Below are 15,005 nucleotides of genomic sequence, written 5' to 3'. Positions count from 1 at the left end.
ACTTCTATAGCTGACGCTCCGTTTTCGCTACCAAAACACTTGCTGAAAGAAGTTAAAAAAATATCATTCATTAAAAAACGACGGGCTACTACAATTTGTAGGAACTCGCCGTTTTACTTATTTTTTATATTTTATACACCACTACCCTCTGTTAGCCCATGTTTCACAGCATAAAGAGCCGCCTGAGTACGATCCTGCACTTGTAGCTTCGCGAAAATATTAGAAATATGAGTTTTCACTGTTTTTTCTGTAACGAATAAAGAGGACGCAATTTCTCGATTACTTTTCCCTTTTGTGAGCTCTGCAAGAACATCCTGTTCACGAGGTGTTAGTGGATTTAAAACGTGAGGTGCATTTTTTGATTCTTGGCGGTCCATTTCAAGAGTCGTTGTTGCTTCCGGATGTAATGTATTTTCGCCTCGCATAATACGACGAATGGATAATACCAGCTCATCAGGTTCAATATCTTTCAACTGATAGCCTGCAGCTCCTGCCTCCATAGCTGGCACCACATGATCACGGTCTGAAAAGCTTGTCAGCATTAGAATTTCTATTTTTGGAAACTTAGCTTTAATGCGCTTCGTTGCCTGAATGCCATCCATCTCTGGCATTACCAAGTCCATGAGAATAATATCTGGCTGTATACTTTCTGCTAAAGCTACGGCCTCTAATCCATTTTTCGCTTCTCCTACAACTTCAATATCTTTCTGTGTTTTTAAGAAAAATAATAATCCACGACGCACTACATGATGATCATCTGCGATTAAAACACGTATCATACTCTTCCCCCCTAATATGGCAAACGGATTAACAGCTCTGTTCCTTTGCCAATTTCACTAACCCAGTCAGCTGAGCCACCAACTGATTTTGCACGATCCTTTATGGATTGCAAGCCTATTGAAAGTAGCTTCGTGTTATTATCGATGACGAAGCCTCGTCCCTCATCACGAATAACAAGTAAAATATCTGTAGAAGTAACAGTAATATAAAGTGCAGCCTCCAGAACACCTGCATGACGACGAACATTATTAAGTGCTTCTTGAGCTACCCGAAACAATGTTTCTTCTATACGTGATGGGAATTGCAGAACACCTGAGACCGTAACATGAAGCTTCAAGCCAAGCATTTCAGCATACACTTTTATCGCTTCAAGCAAACCATTTTCTAATCCTTTTGGACGAAGCTGCCAAATGAGAGCACGCATTTCTGTTAAGGCATCCTGTGTTAAGTGCTGAATCTCCTTAAACGTTTCCTTCACATCACTATCGTTTGTCATTTCAATACCAGCTCTCGCCGTTAATGTAACCGAAAAAAGTAGCTGATTCACAGAATCATGTAAATCTCGAGCTAGACGATTGCGCTCCTTCACAAGTGCCATTTCCTGCTCCTGCTTTGTCAGTAAAATACGCTTAATAGCTGATCCCATCTGAAATGCAACTGATTCAAGTAATGCTAACTCCTCCTCTGAAAAACGCACGGTATCCTTCGATGCAACATTTAAAACACCAAAACGCTCTTGTCCTGATTGAAGCGGCACTGTTGCATGATGTGTAATACCTTCGTGATCGCCAACATTTGCTGCAATTGCACTTTCAATACGTTGACATTCAATAATATTCGAGGCTTTTTTTAATTCCTCATTACGATAGCGGGAAACACACCAACAGCCTCCCTTTTTTAAATAATGGCAATTTTTATACTCCAGTGCTTCTGGTAAATTGACGTGGACAATAAGCTCTGACCGCCCTTTTTCATCGATAAAAAAAACCCAACCTGTTTCAAAATTTGTGCCATTTAAAAATTTCACAAGTGCTCCCTTTAACATCGACACAATTTCAGTTTCTTCGTTTAATAACTCTGCAATCTCTTTTAAAATACCAATATTGGAATGATCATTCTCCCTCACAAAAACACCTCTTCTTTGGCATTACTAATTTTAATGATAACATTTCAAAGTCTGGAACGTCTGCCTCATCCATTCATACTTTAGACTGAACTTTTTTTAGCTTCTTTCAGCAGGTGCCCAAACATCTGCTGCTGACGCTATGCTTTCGCGCAAAACACATCTGTACCTGTCGCTACGCTTTCGGTACAAAAGACATCCGCTGAAATAGAGGAACTCAGTCTAAAAACGCCACGTCATATGGCAAATTACCTGTGCGAAAACGAAGTGACAGCAATAATTATGCCGAGGCATAATTGATAGAATATACCTTATTTTGCGTAAGTTAATTTACATATAAAACTAGAACAACTATAATCGAACAAGTACATGGTTATACTAAGGAGAGAATTTATATGTCTAAAAAAGTGGAAAATGGCTTATTATTTATTTGGATTGTCTCTGTCGTTGCAACACTAGGTTCCTTATACTTTTCTGAAATTCGTCATTATGAACCTTGTAAAATGTGTTGGTTCCAACGAATTTTCATGTATCCAATTGTTATTATGACAACTATTGCCTTTATTCAAAAAAATGCACGTATTGCTGTAACAACCGCTGTTTTTGCCATTATGGGAGGCAGTATATCACTTTACCATTATGGTATTCAAAAGCTTAGTTTTTTAGCTGAAACGGCTCCTTCTTGTGGTCTTGTTTCATGTACTGGTCAATATATTAACTGGTTAGGTTTTATCACAATCCCATTTTTAGCGCTAACTGCATTTATTTTAATTGCAGGGGCAAGCTTTTATTTAATGAAGGCTGCTAAAACAGCAAATTAATTACGAGACCGTGTTCTACAATTGGAATACGGTCTTTTCTACGGAGGAAGATTTATGTTTCACTATGAAATAAACACGAATAATTTGACAGTCGAGGATTTACTACGTAATAATTGGCGACTCGGTAAAAAGATAGTCCATGAATTGCGAATGGCGAAGGCTATCACTACAGTTGACGGAGAGCCTATTCAGTGGAATGATCCACTACAGGTTGGAACAGAATTAAAATTTACATTCCCGATGCCGACATCCAATTATCAACCGACACCGGTTTGTGCAATTGATGTCGTCTATGAGGATGATCATTGTTTAATCGTTTCAAAACCAAAAGGCATGTCGACACATCCAAATGATGCACGCGATACCCACACTTGTATGAATCATGTTATGGCTCATATTAAAGAGCAAGGCGGTACTTATGCGGAGCATGTCCATCGATTAGATAAAGGGACACAAGGTTTGTTACTTGTAGCAAAACATCCTTTAGCAAAATCAATTTTTGACCGTATGATTGAGGAAAAATCCATTATTCGAACATACGCCGCAGAGGTGCAAGGGAATTTACGCTCTTCATCTGGCACGATTTCTGAAGGAATCGGAAAAGACCGACATCATGCAACAAGACGTGTCGTTTCAAAAACTGGACAGCATGCGGTTACTCACTATGAAGTTGTAGCGCGCTATAAAAGCTCTTGTGTTGTCCATCTAATTCTTGAAACAGGAAGAACACATCAAATTCGCGTACATCTAGCACATATCGGTCATCCGATTATAGGAGATACAATGTATGGAGCAAGAGAAACAGCAAGTGGTGATTATGAGCTCCATGCTATTCAATTAGAATTCGAACATCCATTTTTAAATAAGCCAATCGTTGTAAAAGACGAGCAGTAATTATTGGACTGCACTTCCTATTGTTGGACAGCTAACAATAGGAAGTGCAGTTTTTGTATTCCTTTTTTATTTCTTACGCTCATCATCGACCATAGTCCAGAATAGATGTCAATCCTAAGTCAATATAGATTCCATTACTTCGGCTCATCACCAAAAGTTATGGATGACAATGACACTTGTTAAAATGTAATCCATTTATATAAATTGACTTTCGTACCGACTGGGCGATTCCTTGGGGATTAGCGTCACAGATGAGACCTTGCAGCAACAAATGTTTTAACTGTGCGAAAGCGAAGCGACAGCAACAAATGTTTTAACTGTGCGAAAGCGAAGCGACAGCAACAAATGTTTTCTGCGCGAAAGCGAAGCGGCAGCGCTAAAAGATCCCAGTCGGAACGGAAATAAACCACACGTAATGGTAATGAGCCTTTACCTCAATCTATTTACTTATAGTTTCAAAAAAGTATAAATATATTATTCAACATTTCTTTCATCTATTTTTCACAGTAATTTTAATATACATTTCCATTATTGGTAATGACGTTGGATTTCTTTCATGATAGAATTAAAATTAAATTGTCAGTCATCTGACTAATATGAGGAGGAATTCATTGATGAAATGGGTTAAAAGTATTGTAGCAACAACTCTAGCTGCTAGTTTACTAGCTACACCCGGTTTTGCCGCACATGCAGCGGAAGCAACACCAACAGCTAAGAAAGACGATTTCAAATTAACAATTCTACACTCAAATGACACACATTCACACGCTGAGGAAGCTACAAAGCGTGCAACAAAAGTAAAAGAACTTCGTGCTGCAAATGCAAATTCACTTCTGTTAGATGCTGGTGATGTTTTCTCTGGTACTTTATACTTTAACGAATTTGCTGGAGAGGCTGATATGAAGTTAATGAACTTAATGGGTTACGATGCAATGACTTTTGGTAACCATGAGTTCGATTTAGGATCAAGCCCAGAAGGACATGCTGCACTTGCGAAATTTGTTAAGGGCGCAGAGTTCCCATTACTAGGGTCCAATCTAGATTTTTCGAAAGATTCTTTATTTGATGGCTTACAATTCAAAACTGTCACAAAAGACTTTGAAAACGGTAAAATTTATGACGGTATTGTTAAAGAAATCGATGGAGAACAAGTAGGTATTTTCAGTTTAACAACAGAAGAGACACCTACGATTTCAAGCGTTGTTAACGTTCAATTTGCAAACTATATCGAAACTGCAAAAAAAGCAGTAGCAGAATTTGAAAAACAAGGTGTTAACAAAATTATCGCATTAACACACATAGGCTTCAATGACTCCGTAGATTGGGATAATGACCAATTACTAGCAAAATCTGTAGAAGGCATCGATGTAATCGTAGGTGGTCATTCACATACAAAGTTGGACAAACCTGTGAAAGCTGAAACATCATTTAAGAACCCTACAATTATCGTTCAAACAGGCCAATATAGCGAAAATTTAGGTGAATTAGATCTAACATTCGACGATAACGGTGCAGTTGTTGACTATTTTGGTCAATTACATGCTTTAAAGGATGTCAAAGCTGACGCTGAGGCTGAAGCACTGTTAGCTCCATATAAAGAACAAGTTTCGAAAATTTTAAACCAATCAATAGGCAAAACAGCTGTTTCAGCACTTGATGGACAACGTAGTCACGTTCGTACTCGTGAAACAAATCTTGGTAACTTAATTACTGATGGTATGCTTGCTGGCGCAAAGAAAATTGATCCTGAAGTACAATTTGCCTTCCAAAATGGTGGCGGTATCCGTGAAAGTATTGGTGCAGGAGATATTACTCTTGGCGAAGTTATGACAGTCATGCCATACGGTAATGCACTTGGAATCGTAAAAGTAACTGGTGCTGAAATATATGATATCGTTGAACATAGTGTGAAAGAGTTCCCGAAAGAAGCTGGTGGCTTCCTCCACTTCTCTGGTTTACAAGTTGAATTTGATGGAAAAGCACCAGCTGGTAAACGTGTTACCTCTATTAAATTAAATGGTAAAGAGCTTGATAAAGCAGCATACTATAAAGGTGCAACAAATACATTCACTGCTAAAGGTGGAGACAACTACGATACACTGAAAAAAGCCTATGCAGACGGACGTGTAAGTGAGCCTGGTACAATTGACTATGAAATGTTTATCGATCACTTAAAAACGCTGAAAACAGTCGATCCTAAAGTAGAAGGGCGTATTATCGCAAAAATTCCATTCACTGATATTGCAAAAGGTTCAGAAACAGAAGGCTATGTTCGTGATCTTTATTACCATGATTTAACAAATGGTACTACTGCAACAACATATTCACCGAACGCAAACTTAACTCGTGCACAAGCTGCATCATTTATCGCACGTGCCTTAAAGCTTGAAGCAAAAGGTCAAACAACATTCTCTGATCTTGCGAATGTAAATCCTGCAACACAAAAAGAAATTACAGCACTTGCTGAAGCAGGAATTGTACAAGGTGTGAATGGTAAATTCAATCCTAATACAAAAGTAACTCGTGCTCAACTTGCATTAATGTTTGCTCGTGCATACAACCTACAACACGATGCAAAAGCTGGTTTAAAAGCAGATTTCAGTGATATTTCTCAATATAACGCTGAAACTCAAAATGCTATTGCACTTATGAAAGACTTAAAGATTGTTAGCGGCGTGAACGGCAAATTTATGCCAAGTAACAATGCTACACGTGCACATATGGCAAAAATGCTTTCTAACTACATTCCTTTTGTAAAAGAATCTAAATAATATATTTACAAAATCCCGCTTCTCAAATTAGAGAGCGGGATTTCTATTAAAAATTAAATTTAAAGTTATCTGGGTCCTGTCCAAATCGTTCATTGCGATTTAACACAGCTATTTTATCCATTTGAGCTAGTGTTAATTCAAAATCAAAAATCTGTGCGTTTTCCTCAATACGACTTGGTGTCACTGATTTTGGAATGACAAGTGTATCATTTTGTAAATGCCAGCGTAGCACTACCTGTGCAGCTGTCTTTCCTATTTCGTGACCAATTTCCGTAATCGTTGGATTATCAAGTACTCCACCTCGACCTAATGGAGACCATGCCGTAACAGCAATTCCATGCTCACTACAAAATGCTTTTAATGCGTCTTGCTGTAAATATGGATGCACCTCTACTTGATTGACCATTGGTGTAATATTTGCTTTAGCTAATAGCTTTTGTAGATGATGCTCATGGTGATTTGAGACACCTGTTGCACGAATTAATTTTTCATCATATAAACGTTCAATTGCTCTATACGTTTCTTCAAATGTTTCTGGTACTGCCCAATGAGTTAAATATAAATCTAAATAATCCATATTTAGCTTTTTCAATGAGACTTCAAATGCTCGTAATGTTTCATCATAGCCTTGGTCATTATTCCAGACCTTTGTCGTCACAAAAATATCCTCACGTTTAACGTCTGAGTGACGAATAGCTTCGCCCACCTCAGCCTCATTACCATAAAGAGAAGCCGTATCAATAGCTCGGTAGCCAAATTTAAGAGCTATATCAATAGCCTGCAAAGTCTCATCACGCTCTGTCATTTTATAAACACCTAAGCCAAAGCGAGGCATTTCCACACCGTTTGCTAATGTTTTTGTTGATTGTAAATTCAAGAATAACAACCCCTTTCTTTTCCTAGTTCCATTATACAAAAAATTGGTTTTAAGAAAAATGAGGAAAATTTCAGAGGTAATTTCTTATCAATCTTTTGCTTCCTCTTCATAATCATCTACTTGAATAGGGTCTGGAATTCGATCGTCTTCTACAAGCTCTTGACCATCACGCAAATGCTCCATCTGCTTTCCTAAATCCTTTAAATCTTTAAAATTTCTAGCCATTGTACCGTTTTCGATATTCGGAACCTTTTTTTCCATTATCATCACCTCTACTATAGTTTTCCCGAAATAGTTATTTCTGAACCATTTCTGACATATTTTATTCCTCTATGTCGTTTCATTTTTATAGTAGATAGGCTATACTAAAAAAAGATGTCTTTATAAACATGAGGAGGGTTCTTCCATGAGTTTACTATTAATTATTGGTGTAACTGTTGCGTTTTTAGCTGCAATTTTCACTGCTGGTTACGAAGGCGACTACAGATCAGACAAATAATACCTCAAGAAAATCACTAAGCATGAATAAAATGCTTAGTGATTTTCTTGTTTTCGAAAAAGGCACCTCCTTTAATTGATGCCTTTATAGTTCAGAGAGGTGCAGCGTGTTAATATGTGTTATTTGCATACGGATTCACAATTTTATTTACAAGAAAAATCAACTGTGTCATAACGTACACCCTGCATAAAAAATTCGTTTCATAAAAACAGTCATATCAAAAGATAATAACTAATCTGATGACATAATTCCGCAGAAGTGAAACTTTATTGATATGACTAATTCCTTTTATAATCAAAATAAAACTATATTGAATTTAATGATTTTAAATCTATTTTTTTTGTAGAATCATCTTTAAAAATTGTAAGTCTATATCCATTTAGATTATATCCATTTAAATTTTTTGTTTTATAGATATACTTTTCGCTATCAATTGAGTAAATACGTAAGTTTTGGGAGCTATTTTCTTTAACATCTAAAAATAATAACCAATCCTTATAAGAAATCGTTATCTCTCCCGAAGGATATTCTTTCACTTGTGAAACTAATTTTCCCTCTGCAGACTTCAAATACAATTCCCCATTAATATTATAGATCTCGGAACCTTCTAAATTACTTTCTATCATTTCTATTTCATTCTTACCTTTTAAACTTGATTCATACAATTCATACTTTTGTTCTTTTTCATCGAAAGAAGTAAAAAATAATTTTTTCCCTATAACACTAACATCCATAAGTTTACCAACATCAATAGCTAAATCATCCAATTGATTATCTTTTTTACTATACTTTGATATAACCCTTTTTTTCTCAGTTTTATCATCATTATAATAAATTCTACAAAAATACATATTATCTTTGTTATCAATTGTTAGTGGAAACAACGCTTCGTTTGCAGGTAGTTTTAATAATGTCTTAACTCCCGTTTCTGTATAACGAATAATCGAAAAATTATTTGATATACTATTTCCACTCGTCAAAACGTCGCTATATTCTTTAAAGTTATATTGAAACTCGTTTTCAGTATCATTCCAATACCTAATAAACTTATGAGTATCTTGATTGTATACTTTTAATTTTTGCTCCCAATATTCCAAAACATACAATTCTTTCGTATTTTCTCCAATATCATCAATTCCAGAAGAATTTTTAAATTTCATAAAACTAAACAATAAAAGGATTACTTAGATGTGCCTTGGAATTCTTTTTGTAGACGCAGTAGTGATTTCGTCGCTTTAAAGAAGACTTCGATATCCCAACGCATGCCATAGATTCGGATGATTTCTTGTTCTGAAAGCGTACAATCGGTGCTGAGAATCGCCAGCCATTCACTTTTCTTATTGCGATTTTGAATGAAGACAATCTTTACAGGCACACCATTCTTCAATGTTGCTTGGATGGATCGTAAAATGTCTTTTGGTCCCTGTACAGGCTTCGCGATTTTGTACAATTCTTTTAACGAAAGGCAACGATCGTCTACTAGATAATGCTGTTTCGTTGGCTTGACCATACCAATAACATCCATCCCTAGTGCAACGATGGATTGAACAAGGGGTGCGTGTGTAAACCAGCTATCCATGAGCACATATTGAGCCGGTACACCTGCTTGTAACGCACGGTCAACCATACTTGGCACAAGCGATGATGCTGTTTCTAATGCTTCGATTCGACGCTTATAGCCAGAAGTACGTTTATCAATCTGTTCGGAAATGCCATTCACCTGTGCCTTTTTTGAACTTAGTAAAGCAAAGTCAACGGGCATAAATGTCGCACCATCTGACCAGCCCAAAGTAAGCATCCGAAAGCCCTTATAAAAACGTTTACCCGTTGAAGAATGGTCACGACAGCGCGCTAGTAGTTCTACCTTTTTACTGCGATTACGGTCATACATGGAATCATCTACAATGAGTACTTTTGGTCGATCTGCGTTGGTAAGCACACTCACTTTTTGAATCGTATGTGCACTGAATAGAGTGAGAAATCGACGCCATGCAAATTTCGAATAGTTTAGGAAACGATAAACCGTATCTTTTCCTGGATATTGGTCACCTTTTTTACTTTGAAGCAAGGTAAACCGGCTTTTGTGTTGGAATACGAGGCAAAAGACAAGTTGAAATAAATAGCTTGTCGAAAAGCCAAATCCTTTTATAATCCCTGCGTTTCTTAGATGTTTATTGATTTCTAATTCATGAAAGACGTGATAAATTTCTTTTGGTAGTTGATTATTTTGGTCGTTCTATCATAGTGGGAGCACCTCTTCTGCTTGGTAGTGTTTTCTAGCAATCACAAGAAAGAGGTGCTTTTTGTATACCTAAAAATAGTGTCAAGAAACATAAATCCATTAAAGGGCAACCTACAGCCATCTGTTTTGAGCTAGTTTATCTAGCTGCGAAGTTTGAGATATTAACTTCTACATAAATAAGTACGTAACTTACTATTACCATTAACTACACCATATTGGAATAAACCAAAAAAAGGTATTGGGAATTTAAACCTCAATACCTTTTTTGTTTTATTATGGTTTTTTAAACCCTTCTAATAAATTCGGTACAATTTCTGTTTTATTTAAAAAAAGTTCTTGAATAGGTAAAACTGCATAAGATAAGGAATAAGTTGTAGAAAATAATCGTTGTTTATCGTAAATAATATTTATCTTAAATTGACTATTATTTAGATTATATAATTTTAGAGACTTTGATAACTCGTTATATATTTCATGTCCGCCTCCACTTTCAAATAATCCTTCTATAGCTATTTTCCCATAGAATCCATTCCACCAAGATAAAAATAATTTAACACTTTCTGAAAATCCAAACTCTCCATTTACATTTCTATCAAACAGTTGTCGGTAGAATGAACTATCATTTTCCAAAACACCGTTATTATCGTAATATTGGTTTTGCACATTTTTATATATTACTTCATTCCATATCTTTTTAAACTCAATGTCAAATTCACCCTCAGGTAAGATACCCCAATCAGAACTGTTAAAATCAGGAAATAAAGACTGCTGCTGATTATTATTATTATTTAAAAATAAGTTTTGTATAAATATTAAGTAATTTAAAGAGTACGGAGCTGTTGTTTCTAAATTGAGTTGATTATTTTCAGCATTATTTAAATCAAACAAAAATTCGCACCTCACTCTTTTTTAAAATACTAGTAGGTAAAAGCTACTCCGTTTTGATATGCTAAATAACTTACAGCGTGTACTTTTAAAGAAGGGGATTCCACTGCTTCTCCTACAAATCTCGCAAGGTAACTAACTCCTTTTGTCAAAGAAACGCCCTTTATATCAGCCAAACCAGATACTCCAGGACCAGTCCCCCTCCTGAAAAATACATTGACCCTTTAAAAGCACCGGTAGACTGAGTATAAATATCAGCTCTACAAGTAAAAGATAAAAAATTTCCTGCTGCACCGGGTATATTTAAAGTCCAACTGAAGGCTCTTGCATTTGGCGAATAATTAAATGTCGATGTTCCACTGTCACCCCAAAAAGTAGCAAACGGTGTTAGGACATTGTTGTCTTCTTCAATGTTCTTTAATTCATACATTTCGGAATTATTGTCTGTATTGTCTGAAAATTTTTCTTCCGCTTGAGCATAGTCTATTTTGAAAATCCCTAAAATAAAAACAACACTAAATGCTAACAAAATTTTTAAATATTTCTCCATTTTTAACCATCCCTTAAATTGAATTTTAATACTTATAGAGAATATTTTTAACTTGAACTAAGATGTGAAAAACTAAAAATACTTACCAATGTCTCCCCCTTTCGATTAGATATATTTTACGCATAAGTTATTACTCAAACTTCGTACCAATATAAATCGGCTTAATCATTGAGCTTGTTTGGTTCTTTACAATTTCAATAGGATTCTTGACAAAACGTTTTATAAATACAAAAAACACCTCATTCTTTGGTATAGTGAATTTGACTAGAATACACTACCAAACGAAAGAGGTGCTTTCATTATGATAGAGCATAATGGACCAAACAATCGACTGTCTAAAGAATTAAAATCTATTTTTAATGAATTGGAAATTTTTAAACATTTATGAAAAGCTGGCATTACGAAGAAGTTTGGGTTTACAAATTCTTATTTGTTTCAACTCGTATTCTGTTTAATTTTTCATCATAAGAGTTGGTGTACCCTTTCATCATCAAAAAAAGGGAGATTGTTATCCAGCCAAAGATGCCGTTTATCGTTTTATGAATCATTCTAAATTTGCTTGGCGTCGATTTTTAACCTTTTTAAGCGCACACGCCGTTCAAAAAGTCGATGCACTTACAGATGAAAAGCGCACAAAAACACTGATTATTGACGATTCGATGTTTGATCGGAATCGCAGTAAAAAGGTTGAGCTTCTAGCACGTTGTATGGATCATTCCTCTTTAACGAAGCGCTTCTATAAAGGCTTTCGTATGCTTACTTTGGGTTGGTCAGACGGCTTTACATTTATGCCGCTTGATTTTACGTTACTGAGTTCAAAAAATGCACAAATCAATGGCATTTCGAACAACATCGACAAACGTACATCGGGCTATAAACGTCGTGTAGAAGCGTTAGAATCGGCTCCTACAATCATTCCGAGTATGCTTGAAAGAGCCTTACAAGCAGGTGTAACCGCTGATTATGTGTTAATGGATACATGGTTTACACAACAACCGCTCATCCAATCCATCGTTGAACTAGGTCTGGATGTCATTGGTATGGTGAAAAATACGAACCAACGTTATTTGATGAACAACCAACGACTCTCTTTAAAAGAATTGTATAAGATTGCCACACCTGTCCCAGACAAGAAAGGAATTTTGCGATCGATTCATACAACGATGGCAAATGGCATCCAGGTAAAGGTTGTATTTGTTCAAAATAGAAATAAAAAGAGTGAGTGGCTTGCCATTCTTAGCACGGACTGTACGCTTTCTGAACAAGAAATCATTCGTATTTATGGCATGCGTTGGTACATCGAAGTCTTCTTTAAGACAACCAAATCATTATTGAAACTTCAAAAAAAATTTCAAGGGATGTCTTATGATTTACTCATCAGTCACACAACCATTGTCTTTTCTAGATATATCGTTTTGTCCTGGCAAAATCGCTGCCATACCGACCAGCGAACATTAGGTGGCATTTTCTATGAACTTTGCGATGAAGTAAATGAACTCGAATGGGCTGTCGCTTTACAGCAATTAATCGAGCTTCTTGAAGATACCCTAAAAAAGACAAATACAAAAATCCAGAAACTAATCAAAAGTCAACTTCAGCAATGGATCGCCAGCCTTCCTAATTATATCAAGGCTTATTTGTCGATTTCAGTCTGTGAAGTTTGAGTTATTAGGGATAATATTACGTATATTTTTTTATGCCCCTGCTGAAATCTCATAAGACTTCTTATCTCCTGATAATTTTACTTTAGCGGTATTAACAACAGAAATAGTTCCAGTTCTATAATCTCCTTTAGGTGAAACAATCACATTGGAACTATATGAAGATTCCTTAGCTCCGTTACTATTCTCCCAATACTTGGTTTTAGTAGAAGTAGTAGCCCATGATGATCCTCCACCAGCATTAGCTCCACTATTAGATATTCCTAATTTTGTTCATATCTGCATTGAAATAGTTCCTAACCTAATATTAATTTTTAGCCCCCCTTCTCTGTTTTCCCACGGGTATGTTAACAACATATCATTGGAAATAAATATTTCCTAATCAAGTTTTGTTATAATTAGAACAAAACTTGGGAAAAATCAGATAACTCATAGATACTTGGAGTTTGATATCACAAATAATTTCCATATAGAAATAAAAGAAGCCTAGTAAAATTAGACTTTGCATTTATATAGTGGCATTAAAGTACTCATAAAGTCCTATTAAGAAGCTTAAGCTACCAGTTTACAAAAGTTTCAAAATCAATTTTTGTTATAAATTAAGCAAAAATTGATAAAATTCAAAAAAAAAAAAAAAACGCTCATCATCAAATGTTGTGAATGACAGAATCAATATCACTACTTGACTTTCTACACTTTATAAAATAAACTTACTTACATAAAGTAACTTAATAATTAAATACAACTTATATTTGGAGGTAATTTACTATGCATTTTCATGAAAAACCTAACACATATGTTACAAATGTTGAAATTAAAGTGAGTGATTTACAACGTTCATTAACTTATTATCAGAAGGTAATTGGCTTTAAAGTTTTACATCAGGAATCTCATAAAGCAACTTTAACAGCGGATGGCAAAACGGCTTTACTAACAATCGTCCAACCCAAAACAGTGGAAGAAAAAACGAGCTTAACAACTGGACTCTATCACTTTGCAATTTTATTGCCTACTCGTCGTGATTTAGCCAATATCATTTCTCATTTCCATAACAACGGCGTGTACTTCGGAGCATCCGACCATGATGTAAGTGAAGCATTATATTTAAATGATCCTGACAAAAACGGCATCGAGGTTTATGCTGATCGCCCTGAAAGTGAATGGACTTGGCATTTCGACCAAGTTCATATGGTTACTGAACCTCTTAAGATCCATTCTATATTAGAGGAAGGCGATGGTAGATGGGATGGCCTACCAGCTGATACGGTTATGGGGCATATTCATTTATCAGTTTCTAATTTAGCTGCTGCTGAGGAATTTTATACAAAAGGATTAGGATTTGAGATTGTCACTCGCTATGGAGCACAAGCTTTATTTATCTCAACTGGCCGCTATCACCATCATATCGGTTTAAACACTTGGCACTCTGAAAACGCACCAAAGCTTGGTGAAAATATGGTTGGTTTAAAAACATTTTCACTGCGTCTAGACAATGAAGAACAAGCAGCAACAATGAAAGAAAATCTCCGTGCAATTGGTGCACCGGTTACTAATATAGATGGAGGATTCCAAACAGAGGACCCGTCAGGTAACGCTATTTTATTGAAATTTTAAAAGTGATGTGACGCACTATCCGTCAGTTGCATGAGGCTATACGGCGATTGTCAAGTTCTTTCCGTCGCTTGCGGGGTTCTTTCCGTCGCTTTACGAGTTTTATCCGTCGTTTGCGGGGTTCTTTCCGTCGCTTGACGGGCTATCCGTCGCTTGCGGGGTTCTTTCCGTCGTTTGGCGAGTTTTATCCGTCGCTTGCGGGGTTCTTTCCGTCGCTTGACGGGCTATCCGTCGCTTGCGGGGTTCTTTCCGTCGTTTGGCGAGTTTTATCCGTCGCTTGCGGGGTTCTTT

13 protein-coding genes and 2 pseudogenes are annotated in these 15,005 nt (G+C 36.2%); 6 read left to right on the top strand and 9 right to left on the bottom strand.

Features of this window, described 5'->3' with window-relative positions:
- Nucleotides 1-131: 131 nt before the first annotated feature.
- Nucleotides 132-779 (bottom strand): response regulator, encoded by a 648-nt coding sequence (locus ACQKNC_RS16175; protein ID WP_427425798.1) that lies wholly within the window; start codon nucleotides 777-779, stop codon nucleotides 132-134.
- Nucleotides 780-790: 11 nt separating this feature from the next.
- Nucleotides 791-1,906 (bottom strand): GAF domain-containing sensor histidine kinase, encoded by a 1,116-nt coding sequence (locus ACQKNC_RS16170; protein WP_427425797.1) that lies wholly within the window; start codon nucleotides 1,904-1,906, stop codon nucleotides 791-793.
- 392 nt (nucleotides 1,907-2,298) lie between these two features.
- Between ACQKNC_RS16170 and ACQKNC_RS16165 the strand changes: the two genes are divergently transcribed.
- From ACQKNC_RS16165 to ACQKNC_RS16155, 3 genes are all read left to right on the top strand, one after another.
- Complete coding sequence (locus ACQKNC_RS16165) at nucleotides 2,299-2,724, top strand: disulfide oxidoreductase (RefSeq protein WP_427425796.1); 426 nt, start codon at nucleotides 2,299-2,301, stop codon at nucleotides 2,722-2,724.
- 54 nt (nucleotides 2,725-2,778) lie between these two features.
- On the top strand, nucleotides 2,779-3,618 hold the full coding sequence (locus ACQKNC_RS16160) for an RluA family pseudouridine synthase (protein WP_427425795.1): 840 nt from the start codon (nucleotides 2,779-2,781) through the stop codon (nucleotides 3,616-3,618).
- 614 nt (nucleotides 3,619-4,232) lie between these two features.
- Nucleotides 4,233-6,389: a 5'-nucleotidase C-terminal domain-containing protein gene (locus ACQKNC_RS16155; protein WP_427425794.1), complete on the top strand. Its 2,157-nt coding sequence runs from the start codon at nucleotides 4,233-4,235 to the stop codon at nucleotides 6,387-6,389.
- 46 nt (nucleotides 6,390-6,435) lie between these two features.
- Here the strand turns inward: ACQKNC_RS16155 and ACQKNC_RS16150 are convergent, their stop codons facing one another.
- The 7 genes and pseudogenes from ACQKNC_RS16150 to ACQKNC_RS16120 all read right to left on the bottom strand — a co-directional run bounded on the left by ACQKNC_RS16150 (nucleotide 6,436) and on the right by ACQKNC_RS16120 (nucleotide 11,442).
- The gene (locus ACQKNC_RS16150) at nucleotides 6,436-7,266 is read right to left on the bottom strand and encodes an aldo/keto reductase (RefSeq protein WP_427425793.1); all 831 of its coding nucleotides are present in this window, start codon (nucleotides 7,264-7,266) and stop codon (nucleotides 6,436-6,438) included.
- A gap of 87 nt (nucleotides 7,267-7,353) precedes the next feature.
- Nucleotides 7,354-7,527, bottom strand: a complete 174-nt coding sequence (locus tag ACQKNC_RS16145; RefSeq protein ID WP_427425792.1) for a hypothetical protein — start codon at nucleotides 7,525-7,527, stop codon at nucleotides 7,354-7,356.
- Between the two features lie 543 nt (nucleotides 7,528-8,070).
- Complete coding sequence (locus ACQKNC_RS16140; RefSeq protein WP_427425791.1) at nucleotides 8,071-8,925, bottom strand: hypothetical protein; 855 nt, start codon at nucleotides 8,923-8,925, stop codon at nucleotides 8,071-8,073.
- Nucleotides 8,926-8,951: 26 nt separating this feature from the next.
- Nucleotides 8,952-9,971 (bottom strand): annotated as a pseudogene (locus tag ACQKNC_RS16135) (IS4 family transposase); the annotation flags it as partial.
- Nucleotides 9,972-10,280: 309 nt separating this feature from the next.
- Nucleotides 10,281-10,895: a group-specific protein gene (locus ACQKNC_RS16130; protein WP_423475515.1), complete on the bottom strand. Its 615-nt coding sequence runs from the start codon at nucleotides 10,893-10,895 to the stop codon at nucleotides 10,281-10,283.
- 29 nt (nucleotides 10,896-10,924) lie between these two features.
- Nucleotides 10,925-11,068 (bottom strand): hypothetical protein, encoded by a 144-nt coding sequence (locus ACQKNC_RS16125; RefSeq protein WP_427425790.1) that lies wholly within the window; start codon nucleotides 11,066-11,068, stop codon nucleotides 10,925-10,927.
- A complete protein-coding gene (locus ACQKNC_RS16120) occupies nucleotides 11,056-11,442 on the bottom strand; it encodes a hypothetical protein (RefSeq protein WP_427425789.1) in 387 nt (128 codons plus the stop codon). Before ACQKNC_RS16120 ends, ACQKNC_RS16125 begins: the two co-directional genes overlap by 13 nt.
- A 301-nt stretch (nucleotides 11,443-11,743) precedes the next feature.
- Here ACQKNC_RS16120 and ACQKNC_RS16115 point away from each other — a divergent pair.
- The 3 genes and pseudogenes from ACQKNC_RS16115 to ACQKNC_RS16105 all read left to right on the top strand — a co-directional run.
- Nucleotides 11,744-13,106 (top strand): annotated as a pseudogene (locus ACQKNC_RS16115) (IS4 family transposase).
- Nucleotides 13,107-13,871: 765 nt separating this feature from the next.
- A complete protein-coding gene (locus ACQKNC_RS16110; protein WP_427425788.1) occupies nucleotides 13,872-14,717 on the top strand; it encodes a VOC family protein in 846 nt (281 codons plus the stop codon).
- Between the two features lie 47 nt (nucleotides 14,718-14,764).
- The coding region (locus ACQKNC_RS16105) for a hypothetical protein (RefSeq protein ID WP_427425787.1) at nucleotides 14,765-15,005 on the top strand (241 nt) is incomplete at its 3' end.

Source organism: Lysinibacillus sp. NPDC094177 (assembly GCF_050279145.1).
GTDB lineage: Bacteria > Bacillota > Bacilli > Bacillales_A > Planococcaceae > Lysinibacillus.
This window is presented reverse-complemented; position numbering and strand designations above follow the sequence as displayed.

Coding starts and splice junctions, on each gene's coding strand:
- ACQKNC_RS16175 (WP_427425798.1), bottom strand. CDS start 779: ATGATACGTGTTTTAATCGCAGATGATCATCATGTAGTGCGTCGTGGA.
- ACQKNC_RS16155 (WP_427425794.1), top strand. CDS start 4,233: ATGAAATGGGTTAAAAGTATTGTAGCAACAACTCTAGCTGCTAGTTTA.
- ACQKNC_RS16165 (WP_427425796.1), top strand. CDS start 2,299: ATGTCTAAAAAAGTGGAAAATGGCTTATTATTTATTTGGATTGTCTCT.
- ACQKNC_RS16120 (WP_427425789.1), bottom strand. CDS start 11,442: ATGGAGAAATATTTAAAAATTTTGTTAGCATTTAGTGTTGTTTTTATT.
- ACQKNC_RS16160 (WP_427425795.1), top strand. CDS start 2,779: ATGTTTCACTATGAAATAAACACGAATAATTTGACAGTCGAGGATTTA.
- ACQKNC_RS16110 (WP_427425788.1), top strand. CDS start 13,872: ATGCATTTTCATGAAAAACCTAACACATATGTTACAAATGTTGAAATT.
- ACQKNC_RS16145 (WP_427425792.1), bottom strand. CDS start 7,527: ATGGAAAAAAAGGTTCCGAATATCGAAAACGGTACAATGGCTAGAAAT.
- ACQKNC_RS16140 (WP_427425791.1), bottom strand. CDS start 8,925: ATGAAATTTAAAAATTCTTCTGGAATTGATGATATTGGAGAAAATACG.